Origin of the sequence: Kiloniella sp. EL199 (assembly GCF_900313065.1) — a bacterium.
In the GTDB taxonomy this organism is placed as follows: domain Bacteria; phylum Pseudomonadota; class Alphaproteobacteria; order Kiloniellales; family Kiloniellaceae; genus Kiloniella.
On sequence record NZ_OMPU01000006.1, the window covers coordinates 272,410 to 295,374 of the forward strand.

Annotated in this window: 22 protein-coding genes and 2 tRNA genes; 23 read left to right on the top strand and 1 reads right to left on the bottom strand. The window is 47.1% G+C overall.

All coding sequences use genetic code 11. From position 1 onward, the window contains the following. Positions 1 to 11 precede the first annotated feature (11 nt). Complete coding sequence (locus tag D9A03_RS04645) at positions 12 to 1,058, bottom strand: FAD:protein FMN transferase (protein WP_120496048.1); 1,047 nt, start codon at positions 1,056 to 1,058, stop codon at positions 12 to 14. Between the two features lie 162 nt (positions 1,059 to 1,220). Between D9A03_RS04645 and D9A03_RS04650 the strand changes: the two genes are divergently transcribed. The 23 genes from D9A03_RS04650 to D9A03_RS04760 all read left to right on the top strand — a co-directional run bounded on the left by D9A03_RS04650 (position 1,221) and on the right by D9A03_RS04760 (position 22,965). After that, a complete protein-coding gene (locus D9A03_RS04650; protein WP_120496049.1) occupies positions 1,221 to 2,564 on the top strand; it encodes a Na(+)-translocating NADH-quinone reductase subunit A in 1,344 nt (447 codons plus the stop codon). Positions 2,565 to 2,568: 4 nt separating this feature from the next. Next, complete coding sequence (locus D9A03_RS04655) at positions 2,569 to 3,768, top strand: NADH:ubiquinone reductase (Na(+)-transporting) subunit B (RefSeq protein ID WP_120496050.1); 1,200 nt, start codon at positions 2,569 to 2,571, stop codon at positions 3,766 to 3,768. Continuing rightward, on the top strand, positions 3,761 to 4,567 hold the full coding sequence (locus D9A03_RS04660) for a Na(+)-translocating NADH-quinone reductase subunit C (RefSeq protein WP_120496051.1): 807 nt from the start codon (positions 3,761 to 3,763) through the stop codon (positions 4,565 to 4,567). The genes D9A03_RS04655 and D9A03_RS04660 overlap by 8 nt, the downstream gene beginning before the upstream one ends. Then, complete coding sequence (locus D9A03_RS04665) at positions 4,567 to 5,220, top strand: NADH:ubiquinone reductase (Na(+)-transporting) subunit D (protein WP_046505063.1); 654 nt, start codon at positions 4,567 to 4,569, stop codon at positions 5,218 to 5,220. The genes D9A03_RS04660 and D9A03_RS04665 overlap by 1 nt, the downstream gene beginning before the upstream one ends. Continuing rightward, positions 5,220 to 5,828 carry an NADH:ubiquinone reductase (Na(+)-transporting) subunit E gene (gene nqrE, locus D9A03_RS04670; protein WP_120496052.1) on the top strand — a complete coding sequence of 203 codons (609 nt, stop codon included), beginning with the start codon at positions 5,220 to 5,222 and terminating at the stop codon, positions 5,826 to 5,828. The genes D9A03_RS04665 and nqrE overlap by 1 nt, the downstream gene beginning before the upstream one ends. A gap of 13 nt (positions 5,829 to 5,841) precedes the next feature. After that, entirely contained in the window at positions 5,842 to 7,065 is a 1,224-nt protein-coding gene (gene nqrF / locus D9A03_RS04675; RefSeq protein WP_120496053.1) for an NADH:ubiquinone reductase (Na(+)-transporting) subunit F, read from the top strand. 418 nt (positions 7,066 to 7,483) lie between these two features. Then, positions 7,484 to 7,560, top strand: a tRNA-Asp gene (locus tag D9A03_RS04680). Between the two features lie 30 nt (positions 7,561 to 7,590). Then, positions 7,591 to 7,667 (top strand) — tRNA-Asp (locus D9A03_RS04685). 293 nt (positions 7,668 to 7,960) lie between these two features. After that, a complete protein-coding gene (locus D9A03_RS04690) occupies positions 7,961 to 8,332 on the top strand; it encodes an NADH-quinone oxidoreductase subunit A (protein ID WP_046505069.1) in 372 nt (123 codons plus the stop codon). Further along, a complete protein-coding gene (locus D9A03_RS04695) occupies positions 8,323 to 8,877 on the top strand; it encodes an NADH-quinone oxidoreductase subunit B family protein (RefSeq protein WP_046505071.1) in 555 nt (184 codons plus the stop codon). Before D9A03_RS04690 ends, D9A03_RS04695 begins: the two co-directional genes overlap by 10 nt. Before the next feature lie 35 nt (positions 8,878 to 8,912). Next, the gene (locus D9A03_RS04700; protein ID WP_120496054.1) at positions 8,913 to 9,533 is read left to right on the top strand and encodes an NADH-quinone oxidoreductase subunit C; all 621 of its coding nucleotides are present in this window, start codon (positions 8,913 to 8,915) and stop codon (positions 9,531 to 9,533) included. Then, entirely contained in the window at positions 9,534 to 10,712 is a 1,179-nt protein-coding gene (locus tag D9A03_RS04705; RefSeq protein WP_085908223.1) for an NADH-quinone oxidoreductase subunit D, read from the top strand. Next, positions 10,709 to 11,314 (top strand): NADH-quinone oxidoreductase subunit NuoE, encoded by a 606-nt coding sequence (gene nuoE / locus D9A03_RS04710; protein WP_047763578.1) that lies wholly within the window; start codon positions 10,709 to 10,711, stop codon positions 11,312 to 11,314. The genes D9A03_RS04705 and nuoE overlap by 4 nt, the downstream gene beginning before the upstream one ends. Then, entirely contained in the window at positions 11,314 to 12,606 is a 1,293-nt protein-coding gene (nuoF, locus tag D9A03_RS04715) for an NADH-quinone oxidoreductase subunit NuoF (RefSeq protein ID WP_047763577.1), read from the top strand. Before nuoE ends, nuoF begins: the two co-directional genes overlap by 1 nt. Positions 12,607 to 12,615: 9 nt before the next feature. Next, entirely contained in the window at positions 12,616 to 14,682 is a 2,067-nt protein-coding gene (gene nuoG, locus D9A03_RS04720) for an NADH-quinone oxidoreductase subunit NuoG (protein WP_120496055.1), read from the top strand. Next, positions 14,675 to 15,706 carry an NADH-quinone oxidoreductase subunit NuoH gene (gene nuoH, locus D9A03_RS04725; protein WP_046505085.1) on the top strand — a complete coding sequence of 344 codons (1,032 nt, stop codon included), beginning with the start codon at positions 14,675 to 14,677 and terminating at the stop codon, positions 15,704 to 15,706. Before nuoG ends, nuoH begins: the two co-directional genes overlap by 8 nt. A gap of 57 nt (positions 15,707 to 15,763) precedes the next feature. Beyond that, a complete protein-coding gene (gene nuoI, locus D9A03_RS04730) occupies positions 15,764 to 16,252 on the top strand; it encodes an NADH-quinone oxidoreductase subunit NuoI (protein WP_046505088.1) in 489 nt (162 codons plus the stop codon). 73 nt (positions 16,253 to 16,325) lie between these two features. After that, the gene (locus D9A03_RS04735) at positions 16,326 to 16,940 is read left to right on the top strand and encodes an NADH-quinone oxidoreductase subunit J (RefSeq protein ID WP_120496056.1); all 615 of its coding nucleotides are present in this window, start codon (positions 16,326 to 16,328) and stop codon (positions 16,938 to 16,940) included. 2 nt (positions 16,941 to 16,942) lie between these two features. Then, on the top strand, positions 16,943 to 17,254 hold the full coding sequence (gene nuoK, locus D9A03_RS04740; RefSeq protein ID WP_046505092.1) for an NADH-quinone oxidoreductase subunit NuoK: 312 nt from the start codon (positions 16,943 to 16,945) through the stop codon (positions 17,252 to 17,254). Positions 17,255 to 17,261: 7 nt separating this feature from the next. Beyond that, entirely contained in the window at positions 17,262 to 19,193 is a 1,932-nt protein-coding gene (nuoL, locus tag D9A03_RS04745) for an NADH-quinone oxidoreductase subunit L (protein ID WP_120496057.1), read from the top strand. 5 nt (positions 19,194 to 19,198) lie between these two features. After that, positions 19,199 to 20,725, top strand: a complete 1,527-nt coding sequence (locus D9A03_RS04750) for an NADH-quinone oxidoreductase subunit M (protein WP_120496058.1) — start codon at positions 19,199 to 19,201, stop codon at positions 20,723 to 20,725. A gap of 13 nt (positions 20,726 to 20,738) precedes the next feature. After that, positions 20,739 to 22,193 carry an NADH-quinone oxidoreductase subunit NuoN gene (nuoN, locus tag D9A03_RS04755; RefSeq protein ID WP_120496059.1) on the top strand — a complete coding sequence of 485 codons (1,455 nt, stop codon included), beginning with the start codon at positions 20,739 to 20,741 and terminating at the stop codon, positions 22,191 to 22,193. Positions 22,194 to 22,197: 4 nt separating this feature from the next. Continuing rightward, positions 22,198 to 22,965 carry a biotin--[acetyl-CoA-carboxylase] ligase gene (locus D9A03_RS04760; protein WP_120496060.1) on the top strand — a complete coding sequence of 256 codons (768 nt, stop codon included), beginning with the start codon at positions 22,198 to 22,200 and terminating at the stop codon, positions 22,963 to 22,965.

Genomic DNA, 22,965 nt, shown 5'->3' on the forward strand with positions numbered 1-22,965 from the left:
CTATCCGATCTCTAAGCTTGCATTTCGCTAAAACGCACGCTTGGTGTTGTAATAAACTTAGTATGGGTCGCATTGGTGTCGCGTTCAATGAACAATACTGCCATATCACGATTATTTGCGATTTCCAGCCCGCGCTCTTTACCGTGCACAAGCATTGCAGTTGCCCAGGCATCAGCAAGCATAGCATTTTCGGTCAATACAGTAACTGATGCTGTCGTATGTGTAATTGGGCGACCTGTTTGGGCATCAATGATGTGTGAATAGCGTACGCCATCTTTTTCGAAATAGTTACGATAGTCACCTGATGTCGCCATGCCCAGGTTTGAAAGGCCGACAACTTCATGCATCGTACGGTCGTGCGCGTCAGGGGTTTCGATACCAATCTGCCACGGTGTACCATCCGGGTTGAGGCCGGCTGTATAAAGATCGCCGCCGATTTCAACCATGAAATCTTTGATACCATGACTTTCGAGTTTACGTGCGATGACATCAACCCCATAGCCTTTGCCAATCGCAGAGAGATAAATCTCTGTTCCCGGTGTTTGTTTCTGAAGAGATTGATCAGAGATACGTAATGTTTGGCTTTGCCCAGATGCACGTAGAGCTGCTTCGATTACCTCTGCTGTCGGTGTCTGCACAGTGTTATTTGCAGAGCCGAAACCCCAAAGATCAATTAGTGGGCCTAGTGTTACGTCGAATTGACCATCACTGGCAGCATGCACGACATCAGCAGCATTCATAACTTCTGCTAAGGCGGGGGAAACTGATATCGAGTCTGTAGAATTTGACGCATTAAAGCGAGAAATTTCTGAGGCCGGATCCCAGTTTGATAGCTGTGCATTTACTTGCAACAACGCGCTATCAATGTCCTTACGCAGTACTTCTTCTGACAAAGTTCGAGTGTGATCAATAGCTACAACAGAGTAGTTGGTGCCCATGGTGAAACCGGCGACTTTTAACACCGACGCTGATGACCCCAATTTGCAAGCGCTTAGAGCGGCTAGGCAAGCTGGCATAATCATGAAGTTTCGGCGCGAAATGAGGAAATTGTCCGGCACTATTAAGGCCTCCGTGCTAATATAAAAGCTAGTTTCATTGGCTTATGGGCGAGTTTTATAGCAGATTCAACAAAAAATTAAGTCTTTACGGTCAAAAAAGTACTTTAAGAGGCAGCATAATTGTCGCATAAGGGCTAAAAATTTTTACAGGACTGCATAAACGTGCCGAAATTCTCGTTACGAAAAGGTCTTGATGTTCCTGTGCTGGGGGCACCCGAGCCTGGAATCAAAGATCCTGCTACTGTTGGTTCCGTTGCCATCTTGGGCGCGGACTATATCGGCCTAAAGCCGCGACTTGCGGTTCAAGAGGGGGACGTCGTTGGGGCAGGAGCCCCAATACTTTCTCATAAAGATACACCGGAAGTTAGGGTTACCTCACCAGTTTCTGGACGGGTTAGAGCCATTAATCGCGGTGCGCGCCGTGTTTTGATCAGTGTCGTAATTGACATTGACGAGGCCGCTGCTGAACCAGTTGATTTTTCTAATGTTGGTGATGTTTTTACTGCAGAAGGTTTAACTAAGCGTCTTTGCGCTTCTGGGCTTTGGACGTCGTTTCGCACCAGACCTTATTCCAAGGTTCCCGCACCAGATACCAAGCCATCAGCTATTTTTGTGACTGCTATGGATACAGAGCCACTTTCGGCTGATCCGGCAGAAATTATTGCTGATGAAGCCGAAGCTTTCCGAAAAGGGCTCGGAGCGATTACACTGCTTACAGAAGGTAAAACCTATCTTTGCCAATCGCCCGATGCTGATATTCCCGGTTCAGATATTTCTGATGTAACTGTTGCAAGTTTTTCTGGTCCACATCCGGCTGGTCTCGCTGGTACGCATGTGCATTTTCTGGAACCCCCGAGGGGTGATCAAGCTGTCTGGACGATTGGTTATTCAGATGTGATTTCTATCGGTAAGCTATTATTGACCGGTCGTTATGATGCCAGTCGGGTGGTCGCTTTGTCTGGTCCACTTTGTGCTAATCCTCGTTTGGTTCGTTCAGTTGCTGGTGCATCAATGGCGGATCTGGTTGAAAGGGATATTCCCGGTGATACACCTGTTCGAATGATATCAGGTTCAATCCTCAGTGGTCGTATGGGCGAGGGTGAGGATGGTTATCTTGGTCGTTATGCTCGTCAGATCACTTTGATTGAAGAAGATCATAAGCAGATCACAATGGGTTGGATACTGCCAATGCCGTCGAAATTTTCCGTACAGCCTGTGTTAGGATCGGCTTTTTCGAAGAAGCTTTATGCTTTGACGTCAAACCTTAATGGTGGGCGTAGAGCCATGGTGCCGCTTGGAACCTTTGAAGAGCTTATGCCGCAGGATTATCTGCCAACGCAATTGTTACGCGCCCTTTTGGTGATGGATACCGATCAAGCACAGGCACTCGGCGTGATGGAACTGGACGAAGAAGACCTTGGCCTGGTTGGCTTTGCATGCCCAGCCAAATACGAGTATGGCATGGCGCTGCGCGATTGCCTTAACAAGATCGAAAAGGAGGGCTGATCACGTGGGCATTCGCAACTTTTTCGATCACATAGAACCTCACTTTACCAATGGTGGAAAATACGAGAAGTTCTTCCCAATTTATGAAATGGTTGAGAGCTTTCTCTACACACCAAAAACGGTGACTAAAGTCGCCCCACATGCAAGATCTTATGTGGATATGAAACGGATTATGACCTACGTGGTCATCGCAACGATCCCTTGCATTCTAATTGGTCTTTATAATATTGGTTTGCAGACCAATACGGCGATGGAAGTTCATAATTCATCAGGTTGGCGAGTATGGCTGCTTGATTTGTTGGGTGTTGGCTTTAATCCTGACAATCACATTGCTAATTTTTTACATGGGCTGCTTTATTTTTTACCGATCTACATTGTGACACTTGTTGTCGGTGGTATTTGGGAAGTTATCTTTGCGACGGTTCGTGGGCATGAAGTTAACGAAGGTTTTCTTGTTACTTCAATGCTTTATGCGCTTATCTTGCCGCCAAGTGCTCCCTTGTGGCAGGTAGCCCTTGGCATTTCCTTTGGCGTTGTCATTGGTAAAGAGGTCTTTGGTGGAACGGGTAAGAATTTCCTTAATCCAGCACTGACTGGACGGGCTTTTCTTTATTTTGCTTATCCGGCGCAAATGTCTGGCGAAACAATCTGGACACCTGTGGATGGCTTCTCTGGCGCAACGATGCTTTCTGTAAGTGCTTCTGACGGCTTTGTGGAACTTGCTGCACGCGGGATTGATTGGACAAGTGCTTTCATTGGTACGATTCAGGGATCTATTGGTGAGACCTCTACACTCGCTTGTTTAATTGGATTGAGCTTCTTGCTCATTACCAAGATTGCCAACTGGCGTTTGGTTGCTGGCTGTCTGGGCGGAATGATCGGCTTTTCATTGCTCCTCAACTGGATTGGTTCTGACAGTAATCCAATGTTTGCTATGCCTTGGTATTGGCACCTTGTTACAGGCGGTTTTGCTTTTGGTCTTGCTTTTATGGTTACTGAGCCTGTTTCTGCCAGTCATACCAACGTCGGACGTTATATCTATGGCGCATTGATTGGTTTTATGGTGGTGATGATCCGTGTGATTAACCCGGCTTTTCCCGAAGGCATGATGCTCGCCATACTATTCGGAAACGTCTTTGCGCCATTGATCGATTATTTTGTGGTGCAGGCCAATATCAAGCGGAGGGCAAAAGGTAATGCCTGACGAAAATAAAAAAACTGGGCTGTTACGCCGTTTTCTCGACACGCCACCAGATTCTGTGGGCAAGACGGTATTTGTAGCTGTTACGCTCTGTCTTGTGGCTTCAATGATTGTATCGGCTGTTGCGGTTTCTTTGAGACCAGTACAGGAAATCAATAAGCTTAAAGACAAGCAGATTAATATTCTGCAAGTGGCTGGACTTTATAATCCTGACACGGATGTGACCGAGGCATTCAAGGTTTTCGAACCACATGTGCTGGAACTCGCAACAGGTAAATTTACTGACCAGTTCGATGCGACCACATTTGATGATCGCGCTGCTGCGGATGATCTTGAATTATCTGTGGAATTGACTGATGATCCTGCGTCTATCGGTCGGCAAGCTAAATTTGTTACTGTTTATCTTCTGCGTAATGAAGATGGCAGTCTGGATAAGGTAATTTTGCCTCTACACGGTTATGGTCTTTGGTCAACGCTTTATGGCTTTATTGCTGTAGAAGAAAATGCCAATGATGTCTTTGGTTTACAGTTCTACAGCCACGCTGAAACACCGGGCCTTGGGGCCGAGGTTGATAATCCGCGCTGGAAATCATTATGGCGTGGTCAGAAGCTCTATGATGAGAATGGTGTGCTACAGATAACAGTTGCCAAAACGGCTCCGCCTGCAGGACAGGAATTCCATGTTGATGCTTTGGCTGGGGCGACACTAACGTCAAATGGTGTGGATAATCTGGTTCGTTTCTGGATGGGTAAGGCAGGATATGCTCCCTTCCTTGCATCCGTTAAAGCAGGAGAGATCTAATGGCGCAAACTCCTAAAGAACTTATCCTTGACCCAATGGTCGATAACAACCCGATTACGCTACAGGTTCTGGGTATCTGTTCGGCGCTTGCGGTAACATCTTCCCTACAGGTTGCGTTTGTTATGGCCTTGGCCGTGACGGCGGTTACAGCCTTTGCATCTATGTTTATTTCAATGATCCGAAATCAGATCCCTGGTTCCATTCGGATTATTGTTCAGATGGTCATTATTGCGTCACTGGTTATTGTCGTTGATCAAGTCCTTAAGGCCTATGCCTTCGAAATTTCCAAAACACTGTCTGTTTTTGTCGGTTTGATCATTACCAACTGTATTGTGATGGGGCGTGCCGAGGCCTTTGCTATGAAGAATCCCCCGATTGCATCTTTCATCGATGGAATTGGTAATGGGTTAGGCTACGGCCTGATATTGATGCTCGTCGGTGTGATTCGCGAGCTGTTCGGTTCCGGTTCTCTCTTTGGTGTGACGATACTTGAGACAGTTAATAATGGTGGTTGGTACGTGCCAAACGGTCTCTTGTTGTTGCCGCCGTCTGCCTTCTTTGTGATTGGTTTGATTATCTGGGCATTCCGCGCCTGGAAGCCAGAGCAAGTTGAAGAGCGTGATTATAAAATTCAAGTGGTTGAGGAACACTAATGGAAGAGCTGATCTCTTTAGCCGTAAAGGCGATTTTCGTCGAAAATCTTGCGCTTTCATTTTTCCTTGGCATGTGCACCTTTATTGCTGTGTCGAAAAAGATTGCGACTGCTATTGGACTGGGTATTTCCGTGATGATTGTGCAGGCCATTACTGTGCCGGCAAACAATCTGATCCTGACGTATCTTCTGGCGCCGGGCGCTCTTTCCTGGGCAGGTTTTGGTAATGTTGATCTGACTTTTCTCGGTTTGATTTCTTATATCGGCGTTATTGCTGCGCTGGTTCAGATCCTTGAAATGGTCTTGGATAAATATTTCCCGCCGCTCTACAATGCTTTGGGTGTGTTCCTGCCGTTGATTACGGTGAACTGTGCTATTCTTGGTGGTTCGCTCTTTATGGTCGAGCGTGACTATAACTTTGCAGAAGCGACAACCTACGGCATCTCTTCCGGTTTTGGTTGGGCTTTGGCGATCACGGCAATGGCTGGTGTTCGGGAAAAGCTAAAGTATTCGGATATACCTGACGGCCTTCAGGGCCTTGGTATTACCTTCATCACTGCCGGCCTTATGGCGATGGCTTTCATGTCCTTTAGTGGCGTGAAACTGTAAAGGGGAGGCTCAATTGATCACATTTGGATTAGGCATCCTGCTTTTTACATTGATCGTTCTGGCACTTGTTACGATCATTCTCGCTGCACGCTCCAAGCTGGTTTCTACCGGAAACGTTGATATTACCATTAATGGCGAGAAAACGATTTCTGTGCCTGCTGGCGGAAAGTTGTTGCAAACACTGGCCGAACAGAAACTTTTTGTTCCTTCTGCTTGTGGTGGTGGTGGCACCTGTGCGCAATGTCGCGTTAAGATTTTTTCTGGTGGTGGTTCTATTCTGCCGACGGAGGAAAGCCATATCACAAAACGCGAAGCCTCTTGTGGCGACCGTCTGTCCTGTCAGGTCGCGGTTAAGCAGGATATGGAAATTGAAGTTCCTGAAGAGGTTTTCGGTGTTAAAAAGTGGGAATGTACGGTTCGTTCAAACGAGAATGTGGCAACTTTCATTAAGGCATTAATACTTGATCTGCCTGAAGGTGAGGATGTCAACTTCCGTGCGGGGGGCTACATTCAGATTGAAGCACCTGCACATCAACTGAAATACAAAGATTTCGACGTTGAAGAAGAGTATCGGGAAGATTGGGACAAGTTCAATCTCTGGCAATACGAGTCGACAGTAAGTGAACCTGTTGAACGTGCTTATTCAATGGCAAACTACCCGGAAGAAAAGGGCATGATTATGCTCAATGTTCGTGTGGCATCACCGCCACCGGGAACACAGGGTATTCCTCCGGGACAAATGTCGTCTTATATCTTTAATTTGAAACCAGGTGATAAGGTGACGATCTCGGGGCCATTCGGCGAGTTTTTTGCACGCGATACTGATAAGGAAATGGTCTTTATCGGCGGCGGTGCGGGTATGGCGCCAATGCGTAGTCACATTTTTGACCAGCTTAAGCGTCTTAAGAACAAGGATCGTAAGATCACATTCTGGTACGGCGCGCGGTCAAAGCGGGAAATGTTCTTTGTTGAGGACTTTGATCAACTGGCAGCCGAGTTTCCAAACTTTACCTGGCATGTTGCTTTATCTGATGCACTGCCTGAAGATGATTGGGATGGCTATACTGGATTCATTCATAACGTTCTTTATGATGAGTATCTTAAGAATCATACTGCGCCCGAGGATTGCGAGTATTATATGTGTGGACCTCCGATAATGAATTCCTCGGTGATTAACATGCTCCTGGAGCTTGGAGTCGACCGCGAGGATATTATGTTGGATGATTTCGGTGGTTAGGATTAAAGTTTCAAATGGTCAGAGTGATCTCTAACCCTTTTTAAGGTGATTTGTTTCTTGGTAATAAAAAGATTTGTCGACGCCTATGTGCAAAAGCTATCAAGTTCCAGCTGGCGTTCTCGTGGGAATTATGGTGATGAGCTGGAAAGATAGTTAGTTTCTATCCTGAATTAGCCATTTCTTATAGAGCCTTGATAAAATAGATTGCTGTTTCTGTGGTTTTGTCATGAATATCAGGTGAGATTTTCAACTGGTGCTGAATAAAATCGATTAATTAGGTCATTGAAGATAAAGGATTTTCTTCTTATCTTTACCTTTGTTGAAAAAACTAAAAAAAAACTGTCAAAAATCTATTCCGTCGCTTGACAGGGAAGAGGGACTACATTAAACAAACCCTCGTCCGCAGGGACGGTTTTGTGGGGGTGTAGCTCAGTTGGTTAGAGCGCTGGCCTGTCACGCCAGAGGTCGCGAGTTCAAGTCTCGTCATCCTCGCCATTCAACCGTCCACCGATGGCACTCTTCTGCGGGGGTGTAGCTCAGTTGGTTAGAGCGCTGGCCTGTCACGCCAGAGGTCGCGAGTTCAAGTCTCGTCATCCTCGCCATCATTTCTTATTGATACTCCTCGTATCCTTATAATATTCCTGTATATTTTAATACATTGCAAATATTTATCCTATAGAATGGAATGTGTTTCCTTTTGTTCTTCGGGTAATACTTGATTCAGCTACTGGGACAACACGATTTTTTTCTAGATTGTGGCGATTCTATGTTTGCTTATGTCGCCTTTGGGCGATATTTAGTACATACTTAAAAAATAGGGCCATAAAAGGCCTCTTGTCATATTCGACATGAAAGGCGATTTGCGCGGTAACCCTCGTGTAGATTGTATGGAGAGATGGGCTTAGATGGGATGTTGGCAGAATATCTGCCAATTCTGATCTTTCTCGGAATTGCAGTAGGGCTGGCGATCGCAATGATGCTAGCTTCTGTAATCATGGCTAAACAGCACCCTGATTCAGAGAAAATCAGTACTTATGAGTGTGGTTTCGAAGCGTTTGATGATGCGCGAAGCCGTTTTGATGTGCGCTTCTATCTGGTGGCGATCCTCTTCATTATTTTTGATCTTGAAGTAGCCTTCCTGTTCCCCTGGGCTGTATCTCTTGGTGATATCGGTCTCTTTGGTTTCTGGTCGATGGTGATCTTTCTGGTCATTTTGACGATTGGCTTTGCATACGAATGGAAGAAAGGGGCATTGGAATGGGAGTAATCTCTAATCCAGCTCTCAAGCAAGGGGCACCGCTGCCACCGGGGCCGGAACAGGATCTTGTTCTGCAAAATGTTGGCGAAGAACTCGCCGAACGTGGCTTTGTGTTGGCGCGTATGGATCAACTGACGGGTTGGGCGCAATCGGGATCACTATGGCCCATGACTTTTGGTTTGGCTTGCTGTGCGGTCGAAATGATGCACGCGGCATGTAGCCGTTATGACATGGACCGTTTTGGCATGGTTTTTCGCCCGTCGCCCCGTCAGTCTGATGTGATGATTGTTGCCGGTACGCTTACCAACAAAATGGCACCGGCCTTGCGCAAGGTTTATGATCAGATGCCAGAGCCTCGTTGGGTTATCTCAATGGGGTCTTGTGCTAATGGTGGTGGCTATTATCACTATTCCTATTCTGTTGTTCGTGGCTGTGACCGGGTCGTTCCTGTAGATATCTATGTACCGGGATGCCCGCCGACTGCTGAGGCGCTTATTTACGGTATTCTACAGCTTCAGAAGAAAATCAAACGAACCGCGAAATTCCGCAGGTAGCCTATTTCAGGCATTCCTAAATACTGGTGAACTATATGAATCAGGCTTTACTGGACTTGGGCGATTATATCGCCACTACCTTGGGAGAGGCGGTAACTGGATCAGAGCTTATAAATGACGAACTTGTCATCTGGGCAAAGTCAGATACCCTTCTTGAGGTTATAAAGTTCCTAAGAGACAATCAAAACTGTCAATTCAGACAGCTGGTGGAATTGACTGCGGTTGATTATCCGGCCCGGGAAGATCGTTTTGAACTCGTTTACTGTCTTCTATCTCTTACTCACAATCAGCGTGTTAAGGTCAAGTTTTCAACAAGTGATGAAACGCCTGTTGAATCTGTAACAGGGCTGTTCAGTTCTGCTATCTGGTACGAGCGCGAAGTGTGGGATATGTACGGTATTTTCTTTGCCAATCATCCGGATTTGCGCCGTATGTTGACTGACTATGGTTTTGAAGGTCATCCGCTGCGCAAGGATTTCCCGCTTACAGGTTATGTCGAAGTCAGATATGACGAAGCGCAAAAGCGTGTTGTTTACGAACCTGTGAAACTGACACAGGAATTCCGGAATTTCGATTTCTCCAGCCCGTGGGAAGGTATTGTAAATCTGCCGGGTGATGAGAAAGCCGAACAGGAAAATGAAGAGGGGGCTGCTTAAATGGCTGAAGCAACGATTAAGCCTCTTACGCTGAACTTTGGTCCTCAGCATCCGGCTGCGCACGGTGTTCTTCGTCTCGTTATGGAAATGGATGGCGAGATCATCGAACGGGCAGATCCGCATATTGGTCTGCTGCACCGTGGCACAGAAAAGTTGATTGAATATAAGACCTATTTACAGGCAATTCCTTATTTTGACCGCCTTGATTATGTGGCACCGATGAACCAAGAGCATGTTTTTGCTCTTGCTGTTGAAAAGCTGCTTGATATCGAAGTGCCAAAGCGCGGTCAGTACATCCGTGTTCTCTATTGCGAAATCGGACGTATTCTAAATCACCTTTTGAATATCACGACTTTTGCGATTGACGTTGGTGCGATGACACCTATCCTCTGGGGCTTTGAACAACGTGAAATCCTGATGGAATTCTACGAGCGTGCTTGTGGTGCCAGATTACACGCTGCTTACTTCCGTCCGGGTGGTGTGCATCAGGATCTTCCAGCCGGATTGCTGTCCGATATTTCAGAATTTTGTGATAACTTCCCGGCCTTTATTGACGACCTCGAAGGTTTGTTGACTGAAAACAGAATTTTCCGTCAAAGAACAGTTGATATCGGTGTTATGAATTTTGACGAAGCGATGGATTGGGGGCTTTCCGGTCCTATGATCCGTGGTTCCGGTATTGCATGGGATCTGCGTAAATCACAACCTTACGATTGTTATGATGAACTGGATTTTGATATTCCAGTTGGGAAAAACGGTGATTGTTTCGACAGATATCTTGTTCGTGTCGAAGAGATGCGTCAGTCCCTGCATATTATGAAGCAGTGTATTGAGAAGATGCCTGAAGGGCCTGTTCTTGCGCCAAATCATAAAGTTACCCCTCCGCGTCGTGATGATATGAAACGCTCTATGGAAGCGTTGATCCACCACTTCAAACTTTATACAGAAGGTTTCCACGTTCCTGCCGGTGAAACTTATATTGCGGTCGAAGCTCCCAAGGGAGAGTTCGGTGTTTATCTGGTCGCTGATGGATCAAATAAACCATACCGTTGTAAAATTAAAGCACCGGGATTTGCGCACCTAGCTGCCATGGATTACATGTGCCGCGGGCACATGCTGGCTGATAGTGTCGCTATTCTGGGTTCAATGGATATCGTCTTCGGCGAGGTTGACCGATGAAAACCAGTAGTTTTCCAAAAGCCAAAACTGGCGACTTTAAGTTTACCGAAGAAAACCTTCGTGAAGCTGAAAAGATTGTTGCCAAGTACCCTGAGGGCCGTCAGGCCAGCGCGATTATAAGTCTTTTCTATATTGCGCAAAAACAGAATGACGGCTGGCTACCGCCAGAGGCAATTGAATACGTTGCCGAATATCTTGAAATTGCACCAATTCGTGCGCACGAAGTTGCAACCTTCTATACGATGTTTAATCTAAAACCTGTTGGTAAGTATTTTATTCAGGTTTGCCGGACAACACCGTGCTGGCTGAACGGATCAGACAACATTTTGAAAGCGGCAATGGATAAAATTGGCGTTAGTAAAGTTGGTGATGTTAGCGAAGACGGTCTTTTCTCTGTTGTTGAAGTTGAATGTATGGGCGCTTGCTGTAACGCGCCAATGGTTCAGATCAATGACTGGTATTATGAAGATCTTTCGCCTGAACGGATGATGGAAATCGTTGAAGAACTTCGCGCAGGCAAAGACGTGCCGATCGGATCACAAATTGGCCGTCTTACTTCTGCACCAGAGGGTGAGCGTACAACCCTAAAAGGGGGTGAATGATGCCACTTCTAGAAGATAAAGATCGTATTTTCCAAAATCTTTACGGACAAGACGATTGGGGGCTGGAAGGTGCCAAGAAACGTGGCATTTGGATAGATACCAAAGATCTGGTTGCTCTTGGGCGCGAAGAGATTGTCAATCGTATGAAAGACTCTGGCCTGCGTGGTCGTGGTGGTGCGGGTTTCCCGGCTGGCATTAAATGGTCTTTCATGCCGAAAGAAGATCCAAGCCGTCCGAGCTATCTGGTCGTTAATGCCGATGAATCCGAACCGGGGTCCTGTAAAGACCGTGAGATCATGCGTAATGATCCACATACGCTTATTGAAGGTTGCCTGATTGCTGGTTTCGCAATGGGCGCACATACGGCCTACATTTATATTCGCGGTGAGTATTATCTGGAATCTACGCGGCTCGAAGCTGCTATTGAGCAGGCAAGAGCTGATGGGTTGCTGGGTGACGATGCCTGCGGTTCTGGCTGGGCATTTGATGTTCACGTTCACCGTGGTGCTGGTGCCTATATCTGTGGTGAGGAAACGGCGCTTCTGGAAAGTCTGGAAGGCAAAAAAGGTCAACCTCGTTTGAAACCACCATTCCCTGCTGCCTGTGGTCTGTATGGATGCCCAACAACTGTGACCAATGTGGAAACAGTTGCTGTGTCGCCGACCATTTTGCGCAGAGGTCCTGATTGGTGGAAACAGTTCGGCCGTGAAAATAACACTGGTACAAAGATTTTCTCTATTTCTGGTCACGTGAACAAGCCGTGTAACGTCGAGGAAGCGATGAGCATTCCTTTGCGAGAGCTTATCGAAAAGCATGCCGGTGGTGTTCGCGGCGGTTGGGATAATCTGCTGGCGGTCATTCCGGGTGGATCATCGGTTCCTATGCTGCCAAAGCATGTGTGCGATACCATGACAATGGATTTTGACGCGTTACGCGAAGCAGGATCCGGTTTGGGAACCGCGGCGGTAATCGTCATGGATAAATCCACCGATGTTGTCGAAGCGATCTGCCGACTTTCACATTTCTATCAACACGAAAGTTGTGGCCAGTGTACGCCATGTCGCGAAGGAACGGGATGGATGTTCCGCCTTATGCAGCGCATGGTTCGCGGTGAAGCCGATGTTGAAGAAATCGATATGCTTTGGGATGTTACCAAGCAGGTAGAAGGTCACACGATTTGTGCGCTTGGTGATGCTGCAGCTTGGCCGATCCAGGGCTTGATCCGGAATTTCCGTCCGGAACTCGAGCGTCGGATTAACGAATACAAGCAATCGCGCCAGGCAGCGGAGTAGGAGAGACTGATGCCAAAGTTGACGATTGACGGTAAAGAGATTGAAGTCGCAGACGGCCTGACAGTTCTTCAGGCTTGTGAACTTGCGGGCGCAGAAATTCCACGTTTCTGTTACCACGAACGTCTTTCCGTTGCCGGTAATTGCCGGATGTGTCTGGTCGAAATGGAACGTGCGCCAAAACCGATTGCATCCTGTGCGATGCCGGTGGGTGAAGGCATGGTTATCAAGACCGATACCGAGGTTGTACAAAAAGCCCGCAAAGGGGTGATGGAATTTCTTTTGATCAACCATCCGCTTGATTGCCCGATTTGCGATCAGGGTGGCGAGTGCGATCTTCAGGATCAGGCCATGGCCTTTGGGCTGGATCACGGACGCTACAAAGAAAGCAAACGCGCAGTAACTGAAAAATACATGGGGCCTTTGATCAAGACGATCATGACCCGCTGTATTCAGTGTACCCGTTGCGTGCGTTTCTCGACCGAAGTTGCGGGTATTGAAGAAGTTGGCCTTTTAAATCGTGGTGGTCATGTTGAGATCACAACTTTGGAAAAGGCTGTTAATACTGAATTATCCGGTAATCTGGTCGATGTATGCCCGGTTGGTGCATTGACATCCAAGCCTTATGCATTCAACGCTCGTCCTTGGGAATTGAAAAAGGTAAATTCGATTGATGTGATGGATGCTGTTGGATCGAACATTCGTGTTGATGTTCGTGGTCGTGAAGTTCTTCGTGTTCTTCCGCGTATCCATGAAGATGTGAACGAAGAGTGGATCACAGATAAAACCCGTTACATCACAGATGGTTTAAGCCGTCAGCGTATTGACCGTCCATATGTGCGTGTCGATGGTAAACTCAAAGCAACCTCTTGGGATGAAGCTTTCTCTGCTATTAAAGAAAAGCTCTCTCCGTTAAAAGGCAATGAAATTGCAGCGATCTCTGGTGATCTTAACGATGCAGAATCAATGTTGGCCTTGAAGGATTTCATGGCAAATCTCGGCTCGGAGAACATTGATTGCCGTCAGGATGGTGCCAAGCTCAACGCTTCTGATCGTTCCACGTATCTTTTCAACAGCTCTATTGCTGGTATTGAAGACGCTGATGCAGTTTTGCTTGTGGGGAGCAATCCACGTTGGGAAGCAGCCCTTGTCAATGCACGTCTTCGTAAACGCTTTCTGGAAGGCGGTTTCAAGGTTGGCATGATCGGCGAAGCAGCTGATCTGACTTACGATTACGATTACCTCGGTGCTGGCCCTGAAACGCTTAAGGAAGTAACTTCCGGTAAAAATGCCTTTGCAAAGGTTCTTGAAGAAGCCAAGAAGCCAATGATTATTGTTGGTATGGGGGCATTGACCCGTGATGACGGTGCTGCGGTTCTGGCTGAAGCAAAAGCAATTGCCGATAAATACGGTCTTGTTCAGGACGATTGGAATGGTTTCAACATTCTGCACACAGCGGCTTCCCGAGTTGCTGGCCTAGATTTGGGCTTCGTACCAGGCAAAAAGGGTGCGGATGTTGCTGGCATTCTGGATGGTGCTGAAAAAGGGTCGATCAAAGCGGTTTACCTGTTGGGTGCAGATGAAATTGATACATCCAAGCTGAAGAATGCTTTTGTGATTTATCAAGGTCATCATGGTGATGCGGGTGCATCTGCTGCTGATGTGATTCTACCGGGTGCCGCTTATACTGAGAAAAACGGAACTTATGTGAATACAGAAGGGCGCGTTCAACTTGGTCGTCTTGCTACATTCCCACCGGGAGAAGCAAGAGAAGACTGGACAATCCTTCGGGCTCTTTCCGAGCAAGTTGGAGACGCTCTTCCTTATGACAACCTTGGTCAACTGCGTCAGAGAATGATTGAAGTAAACCCTGTGTTTGCTGCCATTGATCAGGTTTCTACGACAGGCCTTGGTGATATTGCTAGTGACGGAGCAAAACTTTCATCTGATCCTTTCAAAAGCAATATCGAAAACTTCTATATGACTGATCCGATCAGCCGTTCATCCGAAACGATGTCAGCCTGTACAGAGCAATTTGTACTGAGAAAAGAGCAGGGAGCTACTGGAACAAATGGTTGAATTCTGGGAAGGATACGCTCTGCCAACGATCATGATCGTTGCGCAAATTATGATTATCGTTGGTCCTCTGTTGATCGCGGTTGCCTATCTGACACTTGCCGAGCGTAAAGTAATTGGTGCGATGCAGCTTCGTAAGGGGCCAAACGTTGTTGGTCCTTTTGGTGCGCTGCAGCCATTTGCTGATGCTGTTAAATTGATGATGAAGGAAACCATTCTTCCTTCTGGATCTAACAAGATCATCTTTATCATGGCACCGATGCTCACCTTTATCCTTAGTCTTGTTGCCTGGGCTGTTATTCCCTTTGGTGAAGGTCTGGTGGTTAGTGATATCAACGTCGGTATTCTCTACCTCTTTGCGATCTCTTCACTGGGTGTTTACGGTGTGATCATGGCGGGGTGGGCTTCTAACTCAAAGTATCCTTTTATTGGTGCACTTCGTTCTGCAGCCCAAATGGTGTCATACGAAGTTTCCATGGGCTTGGTGATCATCACTGTTCTGTTGTGTGTGGGATCATTGAACCTGTCAGATATTGTGATGGCGCAAAAGGGTGATTACGGTCTTTTGAACTGGTATGCATTCCCATTGCTACCTATGTTTGTGATCTTCTTCATTTCTATTTTGGCTGAAACAAACCGCTCGCCTTTTGATTTGCCCGAGGGTGAGTCTGAAATCGTGGCTGGTTTCATGGTTGAGTATTCTTCCATGAGCTTTGCGCTGTTCTTCCTTGGAGAATATGCAAACATGATCCTGATGAGTGCTATGGCTGCAATTCTTTTCCTTGGTGGCTGGTTACCGCCGTTGGATATTGCGCCGCTGAACTGGATACCTGGTCCGGTGTGGTTCTCGTTGAAGATCGCAATGGTTCTTTTCTGTTTCCTTTGGGTTCGCGCCACATTCCCACGCTTCCGTTATGACCAACTGATGCGTCTGGGTTGGAAAGTCTTCCTGCCGTTTTCGCTGTTGTGGGTATTCCTAACGGCTGGTGTACTGGTTGGCTTTGACCTTCTACCAGTTGCTCAATAGGGGATCTGGTAAATGGATAAGAAAATAATAAAAAGAAATATGGAGAGATAGAGGACGATGGCTTTTATGAAAAACCCAGTCCGCAGTCTTCTTTTGACCGAACTGCTTTCCGGTATGGCCTTGACGCTTAAATACTTCTTTAAGCCAAAGGTTACCTTGAACTACCCATACGAAAAAGGGCCGATTAGCCCGCGTTTTCGTGGAGAGCATGCTTTGCGCCGCTACCCGAACGGGGAAGAGCGTTGTATCGCTTGTAAACTATGTGAAGCTATCTGCCCGGCACAAGCGATTACAATCGAAGCTGAGCCGCGTGATGACGGCAGTCGCCGTACAACACGCTATGACATTGATATGACGAAGTGTATCTATTGCGGATTTTGCCAAGAGGCTTGCCCGGTGGACGCTATTGTTGAGGGACCAAATTTTGAGTTTGCGACTGAGACACGTGAAGAGCTTTTCTATAACAAAGACAAGCTGCTCGAAAATGGCGACCGTTGGGAAACCGAAATTGCGCAAAACATCGCGCTGGATACTCCTTACCGCTAAGAGCTTGGGATAAAAAAGTGTTTATGAAAAAAATCATATGCCAACACCAGGCCTATAAAGAAAGGGTAGCCAAATGATTATTCAGGCTCTCGTCTTCTATCTATTTGCAGCAATCACGATCGCTTCGGCGGTTATGGTGATTTCTTCCAAGAACCCGGTTCATTCGGTTCTTTTCCTTATTCTTTGCTTCTTTAATGCGGCGGGTCTTTTCGTCCTGATGGGGGCTGAATTCCTGGCGATGATCCTGGTGGTTGTCTATGTCGGGGCTGTGGCAGTTCTCTTCCTGTTTGTCGTTATGATGCTTGATATCAATATTGAGCGCGCGCGACAGGGCTTTAAGCAATATCTGTTGATTGGTGGCTCTATTGGTCTGGTTCTCTTCCTGGAACTTGTTCTGATCCTGTCTTCGACATTTACGGCACCCGATGCAGTTGCTACTGCGGCGGTACCAATTCCGGATATGGATAGTGTCCATAATACACGGGCTTTGGGGCAGGTGCTTTACACTAAATACGCATATCTCTTCCAGGCTTGTGGTCTGATTCTGTTGGTTGCGATGGTTGGGGCAATTGTTCTGACGCTCCGTCAGCGTGACGGCGTTCGTAAACAGGTTATTTCTGACCAGATTAATCGTAGCCGCGAAGAGTCCGTTGAAATCAAAAAAGTATCTAGTGGGAGTGGAATCTAACCATGTTAGAAATTGGTCTAGCCCATTACCTGGTTGTTGCGGCTGTTCTGTTTACTCTGGGCATCTTTGGTATCTTTCTGAACAGAAAGAACGTCATTGTTATCATGATGTCTATTGAACTGATGCTTTTGGCTGTGAATATCAATTTTGTGGCTTTCTCTACCCATATGGGTGATCTGGTTGGTCAGGTTTTCGCCGTCTTTATCTTGACGGTTGCTGCCGCTGAAGCGGCGATCGGTCTGGCGATCCTGGTTATCTACTTCCGTAATCGCGGGTCTATCGCGGTTGAAGATATCAACATGATGAAGGGCTAATCCGACGATGGAAAACTTTATAGTCTTTCTCCCGCTGTTAGGTTCGTTTATTGCCGGCTTGTTTGGCAAGTGGATCGGCGATCGCGGAGCACAAGTCGTAACCACGGGGTTACTGCTTGTATCAGCTGTTTTATCATTCGTTGTTTTCTTTGATGTTGCCATTGATGGAAACGCGAGAACAACGCCTTTGTTTACATGGATTAATTCTGGGGATTTTCAATTATCCTGGGCGTTGAAAATTGATACGCTTACAGCCGTTATGCTGATTGTTGTGACTGTTGTTTCATCAATGGTTCATCTCTATTCAATCGGCTATATGTCCGAAGACAAGTCAATTACACGCTTCTTCTCGTATCTATCCCTTTTCACCTTCTTCATGCTGATGCTGGTTACGTCTGATAACCTGGTGCAGATGTTCTTTGGTTGGGAAGGTGTTGGTCTGGCGTCATATCTGTTGATTGGCTTCTGGTATGAAAAAGCTTCGGCCTGTTCAGCAGCGATGAAAGCATTTCTGGTCAACCGTGTTGCCGATATTGGCTTTGCTCTTGGCATCATGGGCGTCTTTGTTCTCTTTGGTTCTGTTAACTTTGCTGAGATTTTTCCTCAGGCTGAGGGCCTTTCGACAGCTCAATTCACATTCCTTGGTTTTGAAGGGCACGCCCTGACAATTATTTGCCTGTTGCTTTTTATTGGGGCGATGGGAAAATCTGCTCAGCTTGGTCTGCACACATGGTTGCCTGATGCGATGGAAGGCCCAACACCTGTTTCCGCGCTTATTCATGCGGCGACAATGGTGACAGCGGGTATCTTCATGCTCTGCCGTTTCTCGCCTGTGTTCGAATATGCACCTGCAGCACTGGAAGTCGTGACCTATGTTGGTGCCGGGACAGCCTTCTTTGCGGCAACCATTGGCCTGACGCAGTTTGATATCAAGCGTGTGATCGCCTATTCAACCTGTTCACAGCTTGGCTATATGTTCTTTGCGATTGGTGTATCTGCTTATGGTGGGGCAATTTTCCACCTGATGACACACGCTTTCTTCAAAGCGCTGTTGTTCTTGGGGGCTGGTTCAGTGATCCATGCGATGCATCATGAACAGGACATGCGCAAGATGGGCGGTATCTGGAAAATGATCCCGGCGACCTATCTTCTAATGTGGATCGGTTCAATTGCCCTTGCAGGTATTCCACCGCTATCCGGCTTCTATTCCAAAGACCTTATTCTTGAAGCTGCTTATGCTGATCACTCTACCCAGGGCATGTTTGCTTTCTGGGCGGGGACAGCGGCTGCCTTTATGACGGCCTTCTATTCCTGGCGTCTGCTTATCATGACTTTCCACGGGAACCCGCGTGCTGACGAACATACAATGAAGGGTGTTCACGAGTCACCAATGGTAATGATGATCCCGCTACTTGTTTTGGGTGTTGGTGCTCTTTTTGCCGGGATGTCGGGATACAACTATTTCGTCGGTGACGTGAAAGCTGAATTCTGGGGCGATGCGATTTTTGTTCTCGCTGGTAACGATACGGTCGAGGCTGCGCATCATGTTCCAACATGGGTCAAGCTTGTACCACTCGCGGCTGCAGTTAGCGGAATTGTACTGGCATATGTATTCTATATGTTTGTACCAAGCCTGCCGGCGACTTTTGTGTCTATCATCAAGCCAATCCATACATTTGTTTACAGAAAATGGATGTTTGATGAACTCTATGACTTCCTTTTTGTGCGTCCCGCCGTCAAGATCGGGCGCTTCCTCTGGAAATCAGGGGATGGTGCTGTCATCGATGCATATGGGCCAGATGGGGTTAGTTCCCTTACACGCATTCTTGCGGGTAAAGCGAGCCGTCTGCAAAGCGGATATGTTTATCACTACGCATTTGCCATGTTGATTGGGGTTGTTGCCCTGGTGACCTGGTATATCGTCTCCAACGCAGGTTAAGGGCTATGCAAGATCATATTCTCTCAATTGTGACCTTTGCGCCTTTGTTGGGTGCGCTCATCATTCTTCTTATCCGGGGGGATAGTGAAGAGGCTGTTGCAAGAAATTCACGCTGGGTTGCCCTTTGGGTATCCGGAGTGACTTTTGCGGTTTCTCTTCTTCTCTGGACAGGATTTGAACGTGGAACTGCCGAGTTCCAGTTTGTGGAAGAAGTTGAATGGATGCCATCCCTTGGTCTGTCTTACCGGATGGGCGTTGATGGTATCTCAGTTCTCTTTGTTCTGCTCTCAACCCTTCTGACGCCAATTTGCATCATCTCATCGTGGGGTGCTGTGACCAAGCGTGTGAAGGAATACATGGTTTCATTCCTTATCCTTGAAACCATGATGGTTGGCATGTTCTGTGCACTGGATATCGTTGTCTTCTATATCTTCTTCGAAGGTGTATTGATCCCGATGTTCCTGATCATCGGTGTCTGGGGTGGTACACGTCGTGTGTATGCGGCTTTTAAGTTGTTTCTCTATACGCTGGCTGGTTCCGTCCTGATGCTGGTTGCCATTCTGGCAATGTATTCAGTTGCAGGTACCGCGGATATCACAGTGTTGATGACACAGACTTTCCCGTCAGAAATGCAAAAGTGGCTATGGATTGCTTTCTTTGCATCTTTTGCTGTGAAAGTGCCGATGTGGCCTGTTCATACATGGTTGCCGGATGCTCACGTGGAAGCGCCAACAGCCGGGTCTGTTATTTTGGCCGGGGTTCTGTTGAAGATGGGGGCTTATGGCTTCTTGCGCTTCTCAATTCCGATGATGCCTGAAGCCTCCGTATATTTCACTCCGCTGGTTTACGCGCTCTCTATTGTTGCTGTGATCTATACGTCACTTGTGGCATTGGCACAGGAAGATATGAAAAAACTGATTGCTTATTCTTCTGTGGCGCATATGGGCTATGTGACAATCGGTATCTTTGCGGCGAACCAACAGGGTATTGAAGGTGCTATCTATCAGATGCTGTCACACGGTGTTGTTTCTGCGGCACTCTTTCTTTGCGTCGGTGTTGTCTATGATCGCATGCATACACGTATGATCGAAGCTTATGGTGGTGTTGTGGACAAGATGCCTGTCTATGCCCTGATGTTCATGGTCTTTATGCTGGCATCTGTCGGCTTGCCGGGAACAGGTGGTTTTGTTGGCGAGTTCCTTGTACTGGTTGGTGCCTTCAAAGCAAACACCTGGGTTGCCGCACTGGCTGCGACAGGTATGGTTCTGGGCGCTGCCTATATGCTGTACCTCTATCGCAAGGTTATCTTCGGGAAACTGGAAAAGGACGATGTGAAAGCACTTCTGGATCTGAACTGGAGAGAGAAGGCTGTATTTGCACCTTTGATTGTTCTTACGCTTTGGATGGGTATTTATCCCCCAAGCTTCCTGGACATCATGTCTGCATCTGTAAGTAATCTAATCACTAACTATGAGACTGCAATCGCAGCCTCGAACGCCGCGCCGATGTTTGCGCAGGTCTTTGGTCAATAGAGGGGCTATCAAGATGATCACAACAGATCTATCAATGGCATTGCCCGAGATTTTCCTGGCATGTTCTGCAACGGTACTACTGCTTTACGGAGCTTACGCAGGTAACAAAACAGCAGGTTTTGTATCAGCTTTGTCCGTTGCGGTTATTGCGGTCGCGTTTGGTTTGATTTTCTTCGGAGATCAAAAGCAAGGGGTGGCATTTGGCGGTCTCTTTGTTGTTGATGCCTATGCCAACTATATGAAACTCGTTGCTTTGACGGCTTCCGGTTTTGGTATTTTGATGACCCAACGCTTTGTTGAACGCGAGGGAATGGCACGATTTGAAATTCCTGTGCTGATGGTTCTGGCGACACTTGGCATGATGATGATGATCTCATCAAATGACTTGATGTCACTATATGTTGGTCTGGAACTACAGAGCTTGGCACTTTATGTCATTGCAGCCATTCGCCGTGAGAACCTGCGTTCTTCTGAAGCTGGCCTAAAGTACTTTGTACTTGGTGCCTTGTCTTCCGGAATGTTGCTCTACGGCTGTTCCATGGTTTATGGATTTACCGGAACCACTGACTTTGACACGCTGGGAACGGTTATTGCCGGTCTTGCGGCAGGAGACCAGTCTCCACAGGTTGGTCTTGTTGTTGGTTTGGTCTTTGTTTGTGCTGCTATCGCATTCAAGATTTCTGCGGTACCATTCCACATGTGGACACCGGATGTGTACGAAGGTGCCCCAACACCTGTGACAGCCTTTTTCGCTTCTGCCCCCAAAGTTGCTGCTATTGCACTGTTTGCCAGATTGCTAAGCGATCCATTTGGTTCGCTGGTTGCTGAATGGCAGCAGATTATTGTGTTTGTAGCGCTTGCGTCCATGATTTTGGGCTCTCTTGCTGCGATCAAACAAACCAATATCAAGCGTCTTATGGCCTATAGCTCCATCGGTAATATTGGTTATGCGCTGGTTGGCTTGGCTGCGGGAACACAGGCTGGTGTTGAAGGTCTTGTTATCTATATGACCATTTACATCTTTATGAATATGGGAACCTTTGCCTGTATTCTGAGCATGCGTCAGAAAGGTAACATGGTCGAAGGCATTGATGATCTCAAAGGCTTGAGTAAAACCAGTCCTGCGATGGCATTGGCCTTGACGATATTCATGTTCTCTATGGCTGGTATTCCGCCACTCGCTGGTTTCTTTGCCAAGTATGTGGTTTTTGCTGCTGCTGTGGATGCGGGGCTTACAACGTTGGCTGTGATTGGTATTCTAACCTCTGTGATCGGCGCGTTTTATTACCTTCGCATTATTAAAGTCATGTACTTTGATGAGCCAAGCGCATCTTTTGACAAACCTGTCGGTGCAGAAATGACATTGGTACTGACAGTGGCAACTGCCTTTATCGTGTTCTTCATTCTGTTCTCATCACCAATTATGGATGGTGCAGCGGTTGCTGCCTCGGCTCTCTTTGCCGGGTAACGATATGACAGAGGGAACCTCGTCCCTTGTAATCCCGTCTTCTTTTTCAGTGATCTGTAAAGAAGAGGTCGGCAGTACAAATGATGAGGTTCGCCTTCTTGCTGAACAAGGGGCCCAGGACGGAACAATCGTCTGGGCCCTTCGTCAATCTGCAGGGCGAGGGCGACAGGGAAGAACATGGGTTAGCCCTGTTGGTAATCTTTATTTTTCGACCCTTCTACGCCCTGAAAAATCCATTGCTGAAGCAGCTAATTTAAGTTTTGTCGCGTCTTTGGCTTTGTCCGATGCCATGCGCCAACTAGATCGAAAACTCGTACCTGGATTGAAGTGGCCAAACGATGTTTTATTTGCTGGAAAAAAGGTGTCAGGTGTCCTGCTAGAGAGCAAAGCGGATCGTTCAGGCAAGCTCGATTATCTGATCATGGGGATCGGGGTTAACATTGAACACTATCCGGATGATGCCCGCTATCCTGCGACGAGTTTACGTGAACAAGGGCTTTCAAGTGAGATTGAGGCTGATAAATTATTGGAAAGCTTTATCAATAGTTTTGACGCCAGATACAAACTATGGAAAAAAGAAGGCTTCGATAGTGTGCGTTCAGCTTGGCTGGATCAGGCACATGGCTTAGGTGAAAAAATTTACGTCAGGCTTCCCGGTGAAACGCTTTCCGGACGCTTTGTTACCATCGACAAGGATGGTGCATTGGATTTGGATCTGGATAATGGCAAACAGCGTTTGGTTACCGCAGGGGACGTCTTTTTTACTTCTTGA